The 18,880-nt window shown below is 42.0% G+C and carries 17 protein-coding genes and 1 other annotated feature; of the genes, 11 read left to right on the top strand and 6 right to left on the bottom strand.

Features of this window, described 5'->3' with window-relative positions; genetic code table 11:
• Positions 1–143: 143 nt before the first annotated feature.
• Positions 144–272, top strand: a complete 129-nt coding sequence (locus CEF17_RS20870; RefSeq protein WP_269799454.1) for a hypothetical protein — start codon at positions 144–146, stop codon at positions 270–272.
• A gap of 144 nt (positions 273–416) precedes the next feature.
• Here CEF17_RS20870 and CEF17_RS13285 read toward each other — a convergent pair whose 3' ends face one another.
• On the bottom strand, positions 417–971 hold the full coding sequence (locus tag CEF17_RS13285; RefSeq protein ID WP_100399941.1) for a gamma carbonic anhydrase: 555 nt from the start codon (positions 969–971) through the stop codon (positions 417–419).
• 126 nt (positions 972–1,097) lie between these two features.
• Between CEF17_RS13285 and CEF17_RS13280 the strand changes: the two genes are divergently transcribed.
• Positions 1,098–1,880 carry an alpha/beta hydrolase gene (locus CEF17_RS13280; protein WP_100400913.1) on the top strand — a complete coding sequence of 261 codons (783 nt, stop codon included), beginning with the start codon at positions 1,098–1,100 and terminating at the stop codon, positions 1,878–1,880.
• 69 nt (positions 1,881–1,949) lie between these two features.
• Positions 1,950–3,005 (top strand): tetraprenyl-beta-curcumene synthase family protein, encoded by a 1,056-nt coding sequence (locus CEF17_RS13275; RefSeq protein ID WP_100399940.1) that lies wholly within the window; start codon positions 1,950–1,952, stop codon positions 3,003–3,005.
• Between the two features lie 33 nt (positions 3,006–3,038).
• On the opposite strand, the gene CEF17_RS13270 is transcribed toward CEF17_RS13275, so the two are convergent.
• Together CEF17_RS13270 and CEF17_RS13265 are read right to left on the bottom strand one after the other, a co-directional pair.
• Positions 3,039–3,614 carry a tRNA 5-(aminomethyl)-2-thiouridylate-methyltransferase MnmM gene (locus CEF17_RS13270; RefSeq protein ID WP_100399939.1) on the bottom strand — a complete coding sequence of 192 codons (576 nt, stop codon included), beginning with the start codon at positions 3,612–3,614 and terminating at the stop codon, positions 3,039–3,041.
• Entirely contained in the window at positions 3,611–4,582 is a 972-nt protein-coding gene (locus tag CEF17_RS13265) for a tRNA modification radical SAM protein MnmL/YtqA (RefSeq protein ID WP_100399938.1), read from the bottom strand. Before CEF17_RS13265 ends, CEF17_RS13270 begins: the two co-directional genes overlap by 4 nt.
• A gap of 246 nt (positions 4,583–4,828) precedes the next feature.
• On the opposite strand from CEF17_RS13265, the gene CEF17_RS13260 reads away from it, so the two are divergent.
• Positions 4,829–6,055, top strand: a complete 1,227-nt coding sequence (locus CEF17_RS13260) for an MDR family MFS transporter (RefSeq protein WP_100399937.1) — start codon at positions 4,829–4,831, stop codon at positions 6,053–6,055.
• Positions 6,056–6,157: 102 nt separating this feature from the next.
• Positions 6,158–6,381: a binding site (T-box leader), on the top strand.
• A 107-nt stretch (positions 6,382–6,488) separates the two neighbouring features.
• Positions 6,489–8,906 carry a leucine--tRNA ligase gene (gene leuS / locus CEF17_RS13255; protein ID WP_100399936.1) on the top strand — a complete coding sequence of 806 codons (2,418 nt, stop codon included), beginning with the start codon at positions 6,489–6,491 and terminating at the stop codon, positions 8,904–8,906.
• Between the two features lie 302 nt (positions 8,907–9,208).
• Here leuS and CEF17_RS13250 read toward each other — a convergent pair whose 3' ends face one another.
• Entirely contained in the window at positions 9,209–10,495 is a 1,287-nt protein-coding gene (locus CEF17_RS13250; RefSeq protein ID WP_100399935.1) for a BaiN/RdsA family NAD(P)/FAD-dependent oxidoreductase, read from the bottom strand.
• A gap of 181 nt (positions 10,496–10,676) precedes the next feature.
• Here CEF17_RS13250 and CEF17_RS13245 point away from each other — a divergent pair, with 181 nt between their 5' ends.
• The 5 genes from CEF17_RS13245 (at position 10,677) to CEF17_RS13225 (ending at position 15,735) form a co-directional block, all read left to right on the top strand.
• Positions 10,677–11,081 (top strand): secondary thiamine-phosphate synthase enzyme YjbQ, encoded by a 405-nt coding sequence (locus CEF17_RS13245; RefSeq protein ID WP_100399934.1) that lies wholly within the window; start codon positions 10,677–10,679, stop codon positions 11,079–11,081.
• A gap of 153 nt (positions 11,082–11,234) precedes the next feature.
• Positions 11,235–12,866, top strand: coding sequence for a putative polysaccharide biosynthesis protein (locus CEF17_RS13240; protein ID WP_100399933.1), 1,632 nt, complete (start codon positions 11,235–11,237; stop codon positions 12,864–12,866).
• A gap of 206 nt (positions 12,867–13,072) precedes the next feature.
• Positions 13,073–14,245: a putative lipid II flippase FtsW gene (gene ftsW / locus CEF17_RS13235; RefSeq protein ID WP_100399932.1), complete on the top strand. Its 1,173-nt coding sequence runs from the start codon at positions 13,073–13,075 to the stop codon at positions 14,243–14,245.
• 84 nt (positions 14,246–14,329) lie between these two features.
• Entirely contained in the window at positions 14,330–15,013 is a 684-nt protein-coding gene (locus CEF17_RS13230) for a hypothetical protein (protein WP_100399931.1), read from the top strand.
• Positions 15,004–15,735: a pseudouridine synthase gene (locus tag CEF17_RS13225; protein ID WP_100399930.1), complete on the top strand. Its 732-nt coding sequence runs from the start codon at positions 15,004–15,006 to the stop codon at positions 15,733–15,735. The genes CEF17_RS13230 and CEF17_RS13225 overlap by 10 nt, the downstream gene beginning before the upstream one ends.
• A 217-nt stretch (positions 15,736–15,952) precedes the next feature.
• On the opposite strand, the gene CEF17_RS13220 is transcribed toward CEF17_RS13225, so the two are convergent.
• Complete coding sequence (locus tag CEF17_RS13220) at positions 15,953–16,171, bottom strand: DeoR family transcriptional regulator (RefSeq protein WP_083465399.1); 219 nt, start codon at positions 16,169–16,171, stop codon at positions 15,953–15,955.
• A 261-nt stretch (positions 16,172–16,432) separates the two neighbouring features.
• Between CEF17_RS13220 and pepV the strand changes: the two genes are divergently transcribed.
• Positions 16,433–17,848, top strand: coding sequence for a dipeptidase PepV (gene pepV, locus CEF17_RS13215; protein ID WP_100399929.1), 1,416 nt, complete (start codon positions 16,433–16,435; stop codon positions 17,846–17,848).
• Between the two features lie 43 nt (positions 17,849–17,891).
• On the opposite strand, the gene cysK is transcribed toward pepV, so the two are convergent.
• A complete protein-coding gene (gene cysK / locus CEF17_RS13210) occupies positions 17,892–18,824 on the bottom strand; it encodes a cysteine synthase A (RefSeq protein WP_100399928.1) in 933 nt (310 codons plus the stop codon).
• Between the last annotated feature and the right edge of the window lie 56 nt (positions 18,825–18,880).

Here is an 18,880-nt window from a genome sequence, read left to right as displayed (position 1 = left end):
GCTATGCTTAAAATTATTTTACTCTATGTTTTCAAGAGAAGGAAGAAGAAAATTGTGGTTTTTTTAACAGGATGCTGAATAAAAGGGATTTTTCAAAATTATTCAGTGATTATAATAGGAAGTAGGAGAGGGAGGGGAAGAAATTGATCATCTTACCATTTGTATTTATTGGGGGAACGTTTGGCAGTCTTGTGTTACTTAATAAACATATTAATAAAAAGGAAGCTGAGGAGAACAGATCTTCCTTACGTGAGCTGCCTTACTATCATTGATAAAATACAAAAAGAAGAGGAAGGCTGCCCTTCCTCTTCTTTTTGTATTGGCTTTGGTACATCTTGTTGCTGATACTCGTTAAAAGACAACCCCTTGCATTTAAAGAAACGTGCTACAACAATTGATCTTCACTTCATGTGCTATTAAAAAGATGCAGTGACATCTTCTCTGCTAAGCTCCATCTTACTTTCCTGCATTTCTCTGTAATACTGTCCTTTATCCCGATATGATTGCCTGACTCTTTCCATTTCTTTTACATCTTCTTCATTCAGCTCTCTGACAACTTTTGCCGGTCTGCCTAAAGCAAGAGTATTAGGGGGAATTTTCTTCCCAGGCGGAATTAGGCTTCCTGCTCCTACGAAGGCACCTTCACCAACCTCTGCCTTATCAAGTATTTGCGCTCCCATCCCTACGAGGGCTCCTTTTCGTATAATGCAGCTATGTAGAAGAGCCATATGACCTATGGTCACATCATCCTCCAGGAGCAGTGTATTTTCCGGACTCTGATGGAGAACCGAATTGTCTTGTATATTTACTCGGCTGCCGATAATAGTGGGGGCTACATCCCCTCGGATGGCAGTATTAAACCATACACTTGAGTCTTCCCCAATTGTTACATCACCTGTAATAGTCACGTATTCAGAAATATAAGCACTCTTAGCTATCTTGGGCGATTTCCCTTTAAATGGATAAAACATAACATCCCTTCCTTTTTGTAAGATAGTACTGTAAGTGTAGCAAATAACATGTAAAATAAATAGAATAGAGACAGCTGTTATCTAGTAACGCGGAAGTCGACTTTCTTGAAAGGCAGGACAATCCAAATGAAGAAATGGAACAGCGAACATGCTATCGGAGTAGTAATCATAATTCACGGGGCTGGCGAGCATCATGGACGCTATCGCTGGGTCATAGATAAATTTAATAAGGAACGTTTGCATGTGGTAGCAGGTGATTTGCCAGGGCAAGGCCAGACTCGTGGAAAGCGGGGCCATATAGATAGTTTTGATCAATATATAGATACAATTTATAACTGGTATAAGGAAGCTGCTGAATATGACCTCCCGGTATTTTTATATGGTCACAGCATGGGAGGATTAATTGCGATTCGCTCAGTGATGGAGAAGCATATGCCAATGAAGGGAATCATTTTGTCATCCCCTTGTCTTGGCTTATACGAATATCCAGGAAAAATGAAGGAATGGGCAACGAAGCTTCTTCACAGAGTTACCCCTACATGGGGCGGTGAATCAGGGATCCGCACAGAATACGTAACGAGAAGCCCGGAAATCAGAGAAGCCTACAGGAATGATGAACTCCGGGTCACAAAGGTGAGTTACCGCTGGTATCAGGAATTAATTAAAGCAATGAGAATCAGCTTGATGGAAGCTGAGCGCTTCCCGGATGTTCCTCTTCTCACTATGGTTTCCGGTGACGATTATGTAGTTGATAAATATGCCGCTCATCGCTGGTTTAATCAGCTAACAACCAGTGACCGCTCTTTGAGGGAATGGAAAGGGCTATACCATGAACTATTGAACGAACCAGAAAGGGATTTGATCTTCCGGTATGTTATACGATTCATCCATACAAGGTTGGAAGAGTAATCAGTAGTTTTGTGAATCAAAGCATGGTATCTTGATTAAATGAACAAATAAGTTTTAGGAGGACCAACGTTGAAAGTTCCAACTCAACCATGGACGATACTATATAAATTAAACAAAGAAACGATACCAGCCGCTCATTACTTTTTAAAAGAATGGAAGAAAAAAGCCAGCGTAATTCCTAATCAGGAACTAAGAGAGCAAGCTTTGGACAGCCTTTCAAAAAAATATTTTCATTGTGAGGGTGGCTCGGCCTTTGGATTGCTCGCCGGTCAGAGACAAAATCAAGTCATTCAGTTTATGGTAGCCTACCAGACAATCTGTGATTACTTAGATAACTTATGTGATCAAAGTGAATCACTGGACCCGAACGATTTCAGGACTCTCCATGATGCCTTGGACGATGCCTTGACACCTGGTGCAGAGCTTAAAAACTATTACTATTACAGAGAAGAGCAGGAAGACGGCGGTTACCTTCATTCCCTTATTGAAACATGTCAAAATACGTTAAGAACGTTTCCTGGTTTTCCAATGGCACAAGAGGATATGAGAGAGCTGTCTTCTTACTATCAGGACCTCCAGGTTTATAAGCATGTAAAAAAGGAAGAAAGAGAGCCTCTCTTAAAAGAGTGGTATAAGAAACATGAAGACGTAATGCCAGATTTAACATGGTATGAGTTTTCTTCTGCCACCGCCTCCACGCTTGGTGTATATACTCTTGCCGGATATGCGGCCCGCGGGGAAGGAACGCCCTGGCTTTTTTCTAACATTAAAAATGCCTACTTTCCAGCTGTTCAGGGTCTTCATATATTACTAGATTATTTTATCGATCAAGAAGAGGACCACGCGGATGATGAACTTAATTTTATAAACTACTATGGAAATGAAGACGAGATGGTGCACCGTATGCATTTTTTTATGGATAAGGTGAAAACCAGTATTGAGAGACTTCCAGACCAAAAGTTTCATCAATTAATTTACCAGGGAGTTATCGCAATTTATCTAACAGATAATAAAGTCCAGTTGAACAAGGAAATGAAAGAAACAGCCAAACAAATCGTTCGATTTGGCGGCTTGTCATCAAGATTCTTTTATGTGAATAGCTGGGTATTTCGAAAAATTAAATAAAAAAGAAAATTGAAAAAGAGGCTGACTCTGCTGTCAGCCTCTTTTTTCTATTGTCACGATAAAGGGGGGGTTATTCATTTGATTCGTAAACTGGTAACGTAAAACATGAGCTTCCTGCTGATCCAGGCTTTCAGTATAGGACAGAAGCTTATCACGTTCAATTTGTCCTTCTGCATGGCCATGATAAATGACGAGAATAATCAATCCCCCATCAGGCATAATGCGAAGAAGGTTTTTTACTGCGGTGATTGTTGTTTGAGGAGACGTGGTGATTGTTTTATCGCCTCCAGGGAGGTACCCAAGATTAAAGATAGCTGCTTTTAGTTTGGAGTGTTCCGAGTTGGGAATAACGTCTGCTGCCTTGCAATGACTTTGTTGGAGCAGTGTAACGTGACCCTCTAAGCCCGCCTTTTTAAGGCGTTCTTTTGTACTTTGTATCGCTTCTGGCTGAATATCAAAGCTGTAGACTCTGCCACTTTCACCTGTACGTTCAGCCAAGTATAACGTGTCGTGTCCATTCCCGGCAGTGGCGTCAACTGCTATATCGCCTTTCCGGACAACCAAATCTATGAGATGGCGGGCAAAAGGGAGAATGCGGTATAGATTCATGTTCCCCTCACCTCGCTTGGATGAAAGTATTTTCCTTGCCATGTATCCCTTTTTTTAAATTCTGCTTCTATTGCATTTAACACTTTCCATTTGTTCATGCTCCACATTGGACCTACTAATAAATCAGCAGGTGCATCTCCTGTCAGACGATGAACAATCACCTGAGGAGGAAGGAGTTCAAGCTGGTCAACCACAAGACTCACATATTCATCAAAGTCCATAAACTCTACAAGACCTTTTTCATATTGCTTAATCATAGGGGTTTTTTTCATCAGGTGAAGAAGATGAATCTTAATTCCCTGGATATCAAGCTTGGACACTTCTCGGACAGTTTCTCGCATCATCTCATTTGTTTCCAATGGCAGGCCATTGATAATATGGCAGCAAACCCGGATTCCGTGTTTTCTAAGTTTATTGACACCTTCAATATAACAGGCATAATCATGAGCTCTGTTAATAAGCAGAGAGGTTTTTTCATGTACAGTTTGGAGACCCAGTTCTACCCATAAATAGGTGCGTTGATTAAGTTCAGCGAGATACTCTACTACATCCTCAGGGAGACAATCAGGGCGAGTGGCAATGGAAAGGCCGACAACGCCTTCCTGTTGTAAAATGAGTTCATACATTTCTCTTAACTCTTCCACGGGAGCATAGGTGTTGCTAAAGGCTTGGAAATAGCCAATGTATTTTCCATTTTTCCATTTTTTATGCATACGTTCTTTTATCCCATGAAATTGCGTAAGAAGGTCGTCTTTGCGGTCACCTGCAAAATCACCTGAACCTCTTTGGGAGCAAAAAGTACATCCCCCAGACGCTACCTTTCCGTCTCGGTTTGGGCAATCAAATCCTCCGTCCAAAGGTACTTTAAAAATCTTTTCTCCAAAATGGCTGCGAAGCTCATGATTCCATGTATGATAACGTTTATCTCCCCATAGCTGAGGAGTGGTTTGATTAGCATTAATAGACATTATTTTCTCTCCTTGTCAGTGTAATCTTGTCTTCCTTTATTGGTGACAAGAGAGTCCTAGTAGGAACAGTACGTCTTATTGTAGCATGACTGCTTAATGGGAGAAAGTTGATGGGCTGCCTCAAGAGAAAGCAAAACTTTTCAGAAGCAGGCTGCTGTTCGTATCAGTGGACAAGGAAAGCCTTCTTGCTAAACGTCAGCCTTTCCCATACAATCAATTCGAAAGTCGAAATAGGGGAGAGAGGGAATGCCTAAATCGATCTGGCTTTTAACCATCGGCATGATGATTAACGTAACAGGGATATCTTTCATCTGGCCTTTAAACACTATATTTATTCACCAGGAATTAGGCAAGCCTTTAACGCTGGCAGGGCTGGTCCTCGTTTTTAATGCTGGAGCCGGTGTAGTTGGCAGTCTGGCAGGAGGCCGGCTTTTTGATAGAATAGGCGGATATTATACAATCATTTTAGGAATATGTATTACCATTGCCAGCTCCGTTGCTCTATCTCTTTACCATACATTTTATATTTATGCATCGCTTTTGGCGGGCATTGGTCTTGGAACTGGGATGGTTTTTCCTGCCCTTTATGCCCTGGCAGCAAGTGTCTGGCCTGAAGGTGGAAGACGCCCTTTTAACGCGATGTATGTTTCTCAAAATGTCGGGGTGGCAATTGGAACAGCGTCGGCAGGGGTGATTGCCTCTTTGAGAATTGATTTGATATTCCTTGCCACGGCCCTGACGTATGTATTGTTTTTAGGGCTTGTCTTGTACTCATATAATAGATTGTCTGTGAGAAACTCTTCTTTTTCTGGTGTAGCAATAGCAGTTGAATCTGCCCCTGTGAAAAGCAAGAAAAGAATCCGGTCTCTCATTTTATTGTCCAGTGCATTCCTAATTTGCTGGATAGCTTATGTGCAATGGCAGTCAAATATTTCTGTTCATGTGCAAAACCTTGGTATTTCACTGGCAGAATACAGCATGCTATGGACCATTAATGGTGTTATGATCGTTGTTTTTCAGCCATTCATGGCTTTATTTATCAAAAAAGCAGTGAAAAGCTTAAAGGCACAAATAGTAACTGGAATCGTTATTTTTATGATTTCCTTTTACGTTCTTTCCCAAGCCGAGGTATTTACTGCTTTTGTTATCGCTATGGTGATTTTAACCATTGGAGAAATGTTTGTGTGGCCGGCAGTACCTACAGTTGCTCATCAACTGGCACCAAAAGGAAGAGAAGGGTATTATCAGGGTATTATAAACAGCGTAGCTACTGGAGGACGAATGATAGGACCGTTCGCTGGGGGAATAACCGTAGATTTAGTAGGGATTGAATTTTTATTTATTTTGCTGTTGTTCATGTTCTTTATTGCGATAGCAGCCGCAGCCACCTATGATCTTCCCCTTAAGCAAGGAAAAAAGAAACCGCAGCAATACACGGGAAAGATTATGTTTATATCCTTTAGGGTTTGGTGAAAATACTTAAAACCGCAACCTTGACAGGAATTTAGTAAATCCATAAAATATCAAGTATTAGTATGTAAAGCAAAGCTAGTTGTTATACGATTTCATTAATAGACAGCGACGTAGCAGAAGGACTAGTAGCATTGTATCTGGGAGCAGAGAGTTGACGGCTGGTGCGAGTCAATCAAGGAGCAATGTGAACTCACCTTTTAGTCTCAAAAGCGAAAGGGTTAGTAGCTTTTGACGCAGCTCTGCGTTATGGAGGAATAAGTGAGTGCTTTTTTAATAGGCACTAAACAGGGTGGTACCGCGGGAATTGACAGCCTCTCGTCCCTATCGTTTAACGCTAGGGATGGGAGGTTTTTTTACGTGCAAGAAACATGAGTCATAATTTGCCTTTATAAAAAGCTAATAAAATACTTATAAATTTTGAGGAGGACCACACATGGCATTTTCCCATGAAAACATTGAAAAGAAATGGCAGGAATATTGGGAACAAAATAAGACGTTTAAAACAGAAGAAGAAGAAGGAAAGCCTAAATTCTACGCTCTTGATATGTTTCCGTACCCTTCAGGCGCGGGTCTTCATGTCGGGCACCCGGAAGGATACACAGCAACTGACATTTTATCAAGAATGAAAAGAATGCAAGGATATAACGTCCTCCATCCCATGGGATGGGATGCATTTGGACTGCCGGCGGAGCAGTATGCCCTTGATACAGGAAAACACCCTAGAGAATTTACACAGACAAATATAGATAATTTTCGCCGCCAGATTAAATCATTAGGCTTCTCCTATGATTGGGACCGGGAAATTGATACAACAGACCCAAATTATTATAAGTGGACTCAGTGGATCTTTTTACAATTGTATAAAAAAGGGCTTGCCTATATGGATGAAATTGCTGTTAACTGGTGCCCGGCACTTGGTACTGTTCTTGCGAATGAGGAAGTAGTAGACGGGAAAAGTGAACGAGGTGGCCATCCCGTTGAAAGACGTCCCATGAAGCAATGGATGCTTAAAATAACAGCATACGCAGACCGTCTGCTAGAAGATTTAGAGGAACTGGACTGGCCGGAAAGCGTCAAAGATATGCAGCGCAATTGGATTGGCCGCTCTGAAGGAGCAGACGTGCACTTTACCATTGATGGAACAGACAAGTCATTCACCGTATTTACAACTCGCCCTGATACCCTATACGGAGCTACGTACTGCGTCTTTGCTCCTGAACATGAGCTTATTGAAAAAATTGTAACCCCAGAGCAGGCTGATAAGGTAAAAGAATACCAGCAAAAAGTAGCCACAAAAAGTGACTTGGAACGTACAGAGCTTCAAAAAGAGAAAACAGGGGTCTTTACGGGTGCTTATGCAGTGAACCCGGTAAATGGTGAAAAGCTTCCAATCTGGATTGCCGATTATGTACTTGTCAGCTACGGAAGCGGAGCCATTATGGCAGTGCCGGCTCATGACGAGCGCGACTATGAGTTTGCAAAACAGTTTGACCTGCCTATTAGAGAAGTAGTAGAAGGCGGTAATATTGAGGAAGAAGCCTATACGGAAGACGGTCCCCATGTCAATTCTGGTTTCTTAAACGGGCTAGGTAAAGAAGAAGCGATTAAAAAAATGATCGAGTGGCTGGAAGAAGAAAAGAAGGGCACAAAACAAATTACCTACCGCTTACGGGACTGGCTGTTCAGCCGCCAACGGTACTGGGGAGAACCCATTCCAATTATTCATTGGGAGGACGGATCGATGTCTCCTGTTCCAGAAAAAGAGCTGCCTCTTGAGCTTCCTGAACTGGATGAGTTCAAGCCGTCAGGAACTGGTGAATCCCCCCTTGCAAATGCAGAGGGCTGGCTTGAAGTAACAGATCCTGAGACAGGCATGAGAGGCCGCAGGGAAACAAATACGATGCCTCAGTGGGCAGGGAGCTGCTGGTACTATCTGCGGTATATCGACCCACAAAACAGTAAGGAAATCGCTGACCAGCAAAAAGTGAACCGCTGGCTGCCAGTGGATATTTACATTGGCGGGGCAGAGCATGCTGTTCTTCACCTTCTTTACGCCCGCTTTTGGCATAAGGTGCTTTATGATATTGGTGTTGTCCCTACTAAGGAGCCATTTCAGCGATTATATAACCAGGGGATGATCCTTGGGGAAAACAACGAAAAAATGAGCAAATCAAAAGGAAACGTAGTGAATCCAGATGAGATTGTAACCAGCCACGGGGCGGACACCCTTCGTCTGTATGAAATGTTTATGGGACCTCTTGACGCCTCGATTGCATGGTCAGAAAATGGCCTGGATGGAGCAAAACGATTTTTAGACAGAGTGTGGCGCTTGCTTGTGACTGACGATGAGAAACTTAGCAATGCTGTTACTGAAGACGAAGGCAGCAAGGAGTTTGCTCGTACTTATCACAAAGCTGTTCAAAAGGTTACAGAGGAGTTTGAAAACCTCCGCTTTAATACAGGGATCAGTCAGCTGATGGTGTTTATCAATGAAGCCTACAAGCAGGATAAGCTTCCTAAAGAGTATGTGGAAGGCTTTGTTAAGCTTCTTTCACCAGTAGCCCCTCACATTTCGGAAGAGCTCTGGGAAAAGCTTGGCAATAATGAAAGCATCGCCTACCAAGAATGGCCGTCATATGAGGAAAGCATGCTGGTGGAAAATGAAGTAGAAATTGTTCTGCAAGTTAATGGAAAAGTCCGTTCCAAAACAGTTGTTCCTGCAGATGCCGACAGAGAACAAATGGAAGCTCTTGCAAAAGAAGACGAGAAGATTCAAAGTGCAATTGAAGGAAAAGCGATCCGCAAAGTCATTGCGGTTCCAGGGAAACTGGTAAATATCGTTGCTAATTAAGAGAAAAGGCCGCTCGCTAATCGTTTACATTCGTTTAGCGGGCAGCCTTTTTTGTTGAGAAGAAAGTTTATCAGAATAATGGGAAGAGAGAGCCATCTGAAGTTGAATAATCCAAATCTATAGCAGGAACCTGTAATCCCCTCACGTCTATTTTACTGTGTATAAATGAAAGTTATGTGTATAATTTTGTGGGTAACTAAGAAACTTTTGCACAATCTTTAAAAATACTAAGGTTAAACCCTTAAAGTAAGGCATTGCTTATCCACAAAGAAGTAAGATAGTTATCCACATTATGTGAATAACTATCTTGAGGAACCTTGGTTATGCTCGAGAGCCTGCTCAGCAGCACTTTGTCCTGCAGTAAAGCCTGTAGAAAACGCTACCGTTATATTAAAGCCGCCAGTATATCCATGGATATCAAGAACTTCCCCACAAAAGTACAGTCCTTGCTTTAATCTGGATTCCATTCGTTTCGGATGAATCTCTTTTATGGAAACTCCGCCTCCAGTTACAAACGCTTCTTCAATGCTTAACGTCCCATGAACATGAAAACGGAAGTCATGGAGAAGCTGTGCCAGTCTGCGAAGGTCCTGATTATTTGTTTCCCCAAGAGGCACAGATTCCTTAATTTCTGATTGGTGTAAGTAAAATGAAAGCAGACGTTCAGGAGCCATGCCACGCAATGCATTTTTAACAGCTTTGTTTGCCAGCTCTTTCTTTCTTTTGATTAATTCCTGAAAAAATTCTTCTTCATTTTTATCAGGCTCTATGGAGAGCCCCATTTCGATCGAGTCCACCGGAAACTTTTTAAGTGCTTTCACAACATATTGGCTGCAGCGAAGAGCAATCGGACCGGAAACCCCAAAATGAGTAAAAATCATATCACCACGGTGAGATTTAATTGGCTTTCCTTTAGGGTTATACACAGTAAGTTCTGCCCCTTGAAGAGATAAGCCTTGAAGAGATTTTTCTTTAATAAAGCTCTCCTCCGAAGTAATCGGAACTTCTGTAGGGTAGAGCTCTGTAATTGTGTGACCAGCTGCTTTGGCCCATGGATATCCGTCACCGGTTGAGCCGGTATGAGGAACAGATTTTCCCCCTGTAGCGATGATAACTGCATTCGCATCAATCGATTCTTTGTTTTGAAGCGTTATGCCAAGAACTTTTTTATCACTGTACCTGATTTTTTCCACAGGAGTGTCTGTTAAAGTCTCTACCCCAAGTTCCTTCATTTTATTCAATAAAGTTCTTACCACCGTTATTGCCTTATCATTTACCGGAAACATCCGTCCCATGTCTTCCTCTTTTAAAGAGATTCCCATTCCTTCAAAAAATGCGATAATATCCTCGTTGTTAAAAATCGAAAATGGACTGTGCATAAACTTCCCATTGCCAGGAATATGAGCAATCAGATCTTTTGTCTCCATTCTATTTGTGACATTGCAGCGTCCGCCGCCAGAGATAGCAAGCTTTCGACCGAGTTTTTTACCTTTATCAACAAGGAGAACGCTTGCACCATTTTTTGCGGCTCCAATAGAGGCCATCAGTCCTGAAGGGCCTCCCCCAATAACAATTACATCATATTTCATCGATCTATCTCCTTTTCCTGTATAACGGTTACATACCAAGTGTACTATGGTTGCTAAACAATAAATTGTAACGATATCATAACAAAGGAGAGAGAGCATTGCGACTTGAGACATTTTTTATGAAAAACGGGTTGAAGTTGTGGAAAGAAGAGGGTATACAAAAAAGGGGAGGAGGATTAGGATGTTAACAAAACTTTCAATTAATACTGCTACAAGAGACGAAATGACTGATATAACTAGTAAAGTAAAGAACTTCATCAAAGAAAGTAATGTAGTTTCAGGTATTGTGACAGTCTATACAGCCCATACTACAGCAGGCATTACTGTAAACGAAAATGCAGATCCAGATGTCAAACATGATATGCTTATGAGGCTTGACGAGGTGTATCCCTGGGATCATTCTAAGTATCGTCATGCAGAAGGGAATTCAGCCTCACATTTAAAAGCGAGTACAGTAGGAACACAGCAAACGTTAATCATAGAACAGGGAGAAATAATCCTCGGAACGTGGCAGGGAATCTACTTTTGCGAATTTGATGGACCGCGGACCAGAACTGTATATGTTAAGGTTATGAATGAAGAATAAGCCATAATTGGAGAGGGCAAGGGATTATAATCAGTTGTCCTCTCTTTTGTATGGAAGGTCTGCAATATTATAAATTTCCTAGTCGTTTTTATAGTCTTGTTAAGGCAGCACATATAAACCTTTTTGAGAAAGTACATAATTGGAGATGAAGGAATGGGAGATTCAAAATTTTTACGTGGGACGATGATCATGTCGTTGTCTACATTTTTATCTAAGTTCTTAGGAATGATCTATGTCTTTCCTTTTGTTGCGCTTGTTGGAAACCAGGGAATGGCCTTATACCAGTATGGGTACCTTCCATACACTCTCTTATTGAGTTTAGCAACACTAGGAGTGCCGATGGCTGTATCCAAGTTTATCTCCAAGTATAATGCTCTGGGAGATTACCGCACGGGCCAGAGGTTGTTTCAATCAGGGCTTATTTTTATGACGATCACAGGGTTTATCGCATTTATTTTATTATTTATGATGGCGCCAACGGTTGCAGGCTGGATTATTAGTGATCCTGATGATTTAAGCGGTAATGCTCTATCAGATGTTGTATTTACAATTCGAATGGTCAGTGTGGCTCTTCTGATTATCCCTGCTATGGCAGTGATTCGTGGTTACTTTCAGGGGTTTCAATCTATGGGGCCGACAGCTGTATCCCAGGTTGTAGAGCAGATCGTACGAATTATTTTCATATTATCAATGGCTTATTCCATCCTCTATATTTGGGACGGGGAACTTGGAACTGCAGTTGGGTTTGCTACCTTCGGAGCGTTTGTCGGAGGAATTGGAGCGCTGGCTGTTCTGTTGTATTACTGGAAAAAAAGAAAACATTTCATTAACAAAAAAATCGAGGAAAGCACTGTCGATCACAATATTTCCTTGCCGTCTATGTACAAGGAGCTTATTTCCTACGCGCTTCCTATTTCGTTTGTAGGATTAGCCATCCCTTTATTTCAGCTGGTAGACCTTTTTTCTTTCAATAATGCATTAATTAACTCCGGGGCATTTATTCAAGGAGAGGCAGAAACTGCTTTTGGTGCTTACTCTGGTTCAGCGCACAAATTAATTTTAATCCCAGTTGCTCTGGCGACTGCTATGTCTGTCACCTTGATCCCGACTATTACAAACTCCTTTACAAATAAGGACCATAAGCTATTGCAAAGCCAAATCACGCAGACTTACCAAATTATTTTATTTCTGTCGATTCCGGCAGCAGTAGGTTTATCCATTTTGTCTTATCCATCGTTTGGTGTGCTATTTGGTTTTGAAGACGTATCCGTTGGAGGATATATCCTAAGATACTACGCACCGGTAGCTATATTCTTTTCGTTATTTTCAGTAACCGCAGCAATTTTGCAAGGAATGAACTTGCAAAAATTTGCTGTCGTTTCGCTGACCATCGGGGTAGTCTTGAAGTTGTCTTTAAACTACTGGTTTGTATTTATCATGGGGCCTGTTGGAAGCATTATGGCCACTTATATTGGATATGCTGCGGCGATTACGATTAATGTATGGGCAATAGGAAAGTATGCAAAATACGACTATACACTCCTCGTGAAAAGATTCGGCCTTATTGTAGTGCTTGTTGCAGTAATGGGAATAGCCGTCTGGATTGTACAGGGAGGAGCCATGGTCCTCTTTCCATTAGATTCTTGGTTTAATGCATTCCTTATTCTTGCATTTAGTGTCTTTACAGGAGGAGTCCTGTACTTGGCAGCGAGCATGAAAACAGGATTGGCGGGAAAGGTGCTCGGGCATCGTTTTTCTATCTTAAAAACAGGGGACAAGTCATAGAAGGTGCAAGGCGTCATTTATTGTTCACAATAAGGGAGTATCACTTGCAAAGGTAGTGGAAAGGGCTAATGTGCTGACTCCTTTTGTCGAGCGTTAATAGAGGAATAGCCCCTTCATCCTCTTTCTCTAAGTGAAACAGGGTGATATAATAAGACAAACTACAGGTCGTTAATCTGTGGATAGATTGGGAGAAATTGGGGGAGGCCATGAAGTTAGAAAGGTATAAGGATTTTGACTGGATTCTGATTGGAGCGGTCTTTTTATTAAGTTTCTTCGGGATTATCATGGTTTACAGTGCCAGTTACCCACTGGGAATCGACCTTGCCGATGATCCTGCTTATTTCTTTAAAAGACAATTGGTGTGGTTTATCGTAGGAGCGCTTTTATTTCTTGTTGTAATGCATTTTCCTTACCGCATGTATCGTAAGCTGACTCCTTTTATTATAACTGCTTCTATCATTATGCTTGTGCTCGTCCTTTTGGTGGGACTGGAAATTAATGGGGCTCAACGGTGGTTGGGAGTAGGTGGCTTTCGAATTCAGCCCTCTGAATTTGTAAAGCTTGGCATTGTTATATACTTAGCTCAAGTTTATTCTCAAAAGCAGCAATATATCAACTTATTTATTAAAGGGGTTATCCCCCCACTAGTAGTGGTAGTGTTTATTTTTACGTTGATCATGCTTCAACCGGATTTGGGGACAGCCACAGCAATTCTGCTGGTGACCGTTATTATTGTCTTCTTATCAGGAGCTCGTTTCCGTCACCTTGCTGTGCTGGGGGGGCTTTCTGCTGTTGTTGTAGCCTGGCTGGCATTTCAGGCTCCTTACCGGGTCCAGCGTTTAGTAGCCTTTAGAGATCCTTTTGAATTTGCTAGTGATGCTGGCGGCTATCAGTTGGTACAATCATATATAGCCATCGCTCACGGCGGAATAACCGGAACGGGTTTAGGTCAAAGTGTACAAAAACTTCATTATCTTCCGGAGCCTCACACTGACTTTATTCTGGCAGTAATAGCTGAAGAACTAGGAATGCTGGGAGTAGGGTTTCTATTAATCTGTCTCCTCGTTATAGCTGTTAGAGGACTTATGATCGGAATTCGCTGCAAGAACACATTTGGAACGCTGCTTGCTTTGGGTATTATTTTTCAAATGATGAGTCAGGCTATTTTTAATGGCGGGGCAGTAACAGGACTTCTTCCTATTACAGGGATTACCCTTCCTTTTATCAGTTATGGCGGATCATCTCTTTTGGTATCTTTAGTCGCAGCAGGTATATTAGCTAACATCTCCAGAGAGAATTCGAAGGAAAAAAGGCTTGCTGAACAAGAGCCTGCTCATTATTCTAAAAAGCCTCATCAGGCTAAAGCGCATCACCTATAAGTAATCGGAAAGAACGTTGTCAGCCAAAGGCGGACAGCGTTTTTCATTCATTAGGATTCATGATTAAAAAGAGGAGGGTGTAAATTGTTACTGGTAGGATACGGGAAACTGGGAAGAGCGGTAGCTGTATCAAAAAACAATGATCCTGTTAATGTCTATAATCGAACTGAAAGCAAAATAAAAGAAGAGAAAGAGGCTAATCTTATATACTGCGGACCGGAAAAGTTTCACTTATTTTCCAGTGTGCTATTGTGTCTGCCTCCGCAAGCTTATGAGTCTTTCTTTGAAAATTATGGAAGTTATTTTAAAGAGGGAGCCATTATATACCATACAGCAACAGCAATGATGCGAAGTGAAGTCCAGCCTTTAGCTAAAGGGTTGAAGGTAGTCCCATGCAAGTTCGCAGGCCATGCCTTACAATCAATAGAAGACCGAAGTGGCGGCGTATTTGTTATTTCAAGGGGTTACCGGGAGGAGAAAGAAGCGCTGGAGGACTGGCTTTCTTCTTCTTTTAAAGTAATAGAAGGAAAGGAAGAAGATGTCCTTGAAGCAAATAAGGCTTCGACTGAAGAAGCAATGAGAATGGTCTATTCTCTGCAAAAAAGGCTGGAGAAATCCTCTCTTCCTGATGAAGCAGCAAAGCAGATTATTACTCAAATTCCTCGAGGGGTAATTAAGTCGTATTTACAAGGGAATCATGGCCATTTTGCCAAGAAAGTCCTTGATGAGCTAACGAGCGAAGGTGAGGAGAGAAAGGAATGCGATTAGATAAATTACTGGCTAACATAGGCTATGGAAGCCGAAAAGAAGTGAAAAAAATGCTGAAACAAGGAGGTGTTCTAATCGACGGGGTCCCTGCTAAAGGTGGGAATGAACATGTAGAGCCTGAAAAACAGGAGATTAGTGTATTTGGGGAGCCTATTGAATATCAGGAATATATTTATCTAATGATGAATAAGCCCGCTGGTGTGATTTCAGCAACCGAGGATGAGGTCCAGGAAACAGTGATAGATCTTCTAGAATTTGAAGATGCCGTACGAGGAATATTTCCTATAGGGCGCCTTGATAAAGACACAACTGGACTGCTTCTTCTTACGAATGATGGGAAATTTTCACACGCTCTGACTTCACCGAAAAAAGGATTAACCAAAACATATGAAGCGCTGATCAACGAGCCGATAACGGAAGACGATGTGCTTGAATTTCGCGACGGGGTTTATTTAGACGATGGCTATAAAACAAAGCCGGCCGTATTAAGCCGAAAAGAAAATGGCCAGCCCAATGAAATTACACTGGTCATAACAGAAGGTAAGTTTCATCAAGTGAAGCGTATGTTTGAATCAGTGGGAAAAAAGGTGCTGCAGCTTAAGCGTACGCACATTGGATCCTTGCCATTGGACGAAGATCTTGAGCCAGGAGAGTACCGTGAAATGGACAAGGATGATGTAGAAAAGCTTCTCGAAGAAGCGTACCAGAAACCCGCAGATTAATTTTATTGTGCGTTTTTGCGTTGCTGAACTTCTGTTTTCTTTCAGAATTGGCCTCCATTTATCTCATGCTCTACAGAAAAAGAGAAAATAGGCTGGGGGAGAGCTGGTGATCCCCCATCGTGTAGTTGTTTCAAAAGGTTGTACCTGTTAAAAATTAAAACAAAAAAAACCGGCCAGACGGCCGGAATATATATAAGAATCGTTACAAGTATTGTAATCAGGATACTTTTGTTTTCTTTTTGGTTGTGGTCCAGGTCCCTCGTGACGGGCTTTGGACAAGGTTGTTATATTCCAGAACATTCAAGTCGCGCTGTATGGTGCGCGGGGTGATACCGAACTCATCAACCAATTCCCTGGTTGTCACTGACCCCCTTCTCTTAATATAGAGGTAAATGGACTTAATTCGGGTAAGCATACGGTCGGTTGAAGTTCTCAAAAAACCACTCCTTAACCTTTATTATGGTTGGAACAACCTGTTACCTGGGCCTCTCTCTTTTTATTACTATATTGATAAGGAGCTCTAACATGCTTCTTCTTTTGTCCTAATGCATATGACTTATATTTTATGGGACAAAATAGAAAAGCGTATGCACAAGAGCCGATAGTCTTATCAATAGCCCTGGTTACTATTTTATTGTACAATAATTCCGAACATTTGGCAAAAAAATCAACTTATAATTCAGGAAGGATGAAAAAAATGACTATAAATTGGATGGACGAAGTCCTGCAAAGAAAAGAAAAAATTTTAAGTGAAACGAGTGAGTTTCTTTCATTTCCAAGCATATTAGATGAAACGACGGCAGCACCGAACGCTCCTTTTGGAAAAAAAGTGGCTGAAGCACTGGAATACATATTAGAAAAAGGGACGAAAGACGGGTTTTCCACTAAAAATGTAGAAGGGTATGCGGGCCATATACATTATGGTTCATACAAAGAAACTGTAGGGGTGCTATGCCATGTTGATGTAGTGCCACCAGGGGACGGATGGACTAATGATCCATTTAGCCCGGTAATTAAAGACGGTAAACTCTTTGCACGCGGGGCGATTGATGACAAGGGACCGACAATGGCTGCCTATTTTGCTCTGCAGTTGATTAAGGATCTTGAACTGCCACTATCAAAAAACATAAGGTTAATCATCGGGGCGGACGAGGAAAGCGAGTGGAGATGTGTCAAACGCTACTTTGAAGAGGAACCAGTACCTGATACAGGTTTTGCTCCTGATGCTGAGTTCCCTGTTATATTCGCAGAAAAGGGCATTTGTGATTTTTTCTTTAAGGGGGCAGGAAGCAAATCAAAAGATGGGAAAGCTGACTTCCATTTAGATAAATTTAATGCTGGTCACCGCTTGAACATGGTGCCTGAGAAGGCGGAGGCTCACATTACGGCTGAGAGCGAACAGAAAGCATCAGATGTGGCTGAACGTTTTGAATCTTTCCTGAAAAAAGAAGAGGTCACAGGCAGGAAGGAAAGAAGTGGAGATACACTGGTGTTAACACTCGAAGGTAAAGCCGCACATGGCTCTCTTCCTCAGCAAGGAATCAATGCTGGCGTATTAATGGCCCAATTTCTAAATAAGGTACCAATGGATAAACGAGGACGGTCGTTTGTCGAACTCATTAGTACCCATTTTTCCGATTTTGTAGGAGAAAAAGCCGGTATCGAAATAGAAGATGAGGTAAGCGGCCATTTGACAATCAACCCAGGACTCGTCCGGTACAATGAAGAGACAGATGAGCTTGGTGTAAATATTCGCTACCCCGTAAAAGCGTCTTACGAGACAATTAAAGCTCAATTGGAGCACATCGCCCAGAAGTTTGAGAATAAAATAGATGTGGCGGCTCACAAAGGCCCTCATTTTGTTGATCCTGAAGACCCGTTAGTTCAAACTCTCCAAAAAGTGTATGAAAAGTACACAGAGGACAAGTCGTCTCCTATTGCAATAGGAGGGGGGACTTATGCAAGAGCTATGACCTCTGGCGTTGCTTTTGGCCCTCTTTTCCCAGGGAGAGAAGAAGTGGCACACCAAAGAGATGAACATATTTTTGTGGAAGATTTATTGAAGTGCACAGCTATTTATGCGGAAGCGTTGTACGAGCTTTCAAAAAAATAAATGAAGCGCCCGAAAACCGGGCGCTTCATTTATTAGGAGCTGACTAGAATTCAAACAGGTCTGTTGATAAGTAACGCTCTCCTGTATCACAGGTGATAGCAACGACTGTTTCCTCTGGGGTTAGACGTTTAGCAACTTCTAATGCTGCAAAGCACGCTGCACCCGAAGACGGCCCAACAAGTATTCCCTCTTTTGCGGCAAGCTCCCGTGTGGTTTGGTAGGCATCTTCATCGGTTATTTTGAAAATTTCATCGTAAACCTCCTGGTTCAGGACTGGAGGGATAAAGCCTGGGCTGGTGCCTACGAGCTTATGTGGCCCTGGTTTGCCTCCTGATAATACAGGAGACCCAAAAGGCTCCACTACATGAGCAGTCATGCAGGGGAAGAATTTCTTTAATTCCTCGGCTGTTCCCGTAATTGTGCCTCCTGTTCCCGAAGCTGCTACAAATGCACTTAAAGGCTTTTGTATATCTTCTTCTACTGCTTCTTTGATTTCCACAGCCGTTGTTTTTCGATGTGCATTTGGATTGGCTTCATTCTCAAACTGCATAGGCAAATAACTGTTGGGTATTTCTTGTGCCAGCTCGTGAGCTTTGTCAATGGCTCCGGGCATCTTTAGATCTCCTGGGGTTAACACGACTTCTGCCCCGTATGCCTTCAGAAGGTTTATTCTTTCCAAGGACATCGTATCAGGCATGACAAGAATGGACCGATAGCCTCTTGCAGAAGCATTCATTGCTAAGCCAATTCCTGTATTTCCTGAAGTTGGTTCAATAATTGTTGTATGCTGATTTATAAGTCCGGCTTTTTCTCCTTCAACAATCATATTTTTAGCTGCTCTGTCTTTTACACTGCCACTTGGGTTTTGAAACTCCAGTTTAAGGTATACAGAGGCACCAGTATTGCCGGGTAATCTATTCAGTTTTAGAAGAGGAGTATGTCCTACGAGGTCCGACATGTTGTTGACCACTCTCATTATTTCACTTCCTTCTTGGATGCAGCATCTTATAACGTAGAAGAACACTGTTAGTT

This window comes from Bacillus sp. FJAT-44742, assembly GCF_002797315.1.
In the GTDB taxonomy this organism is placed as follows: Bacteria; Bacillota; Bacilli; order Bacillales; family Marinococcaceae; genus Thalassorhabdus; species Thalassorhabdus alkalitolerans.
Note: the sequence above shows the minus strand (reverse complement) of the source record. Positions and strands in the feature narration are given on the sequence as shown.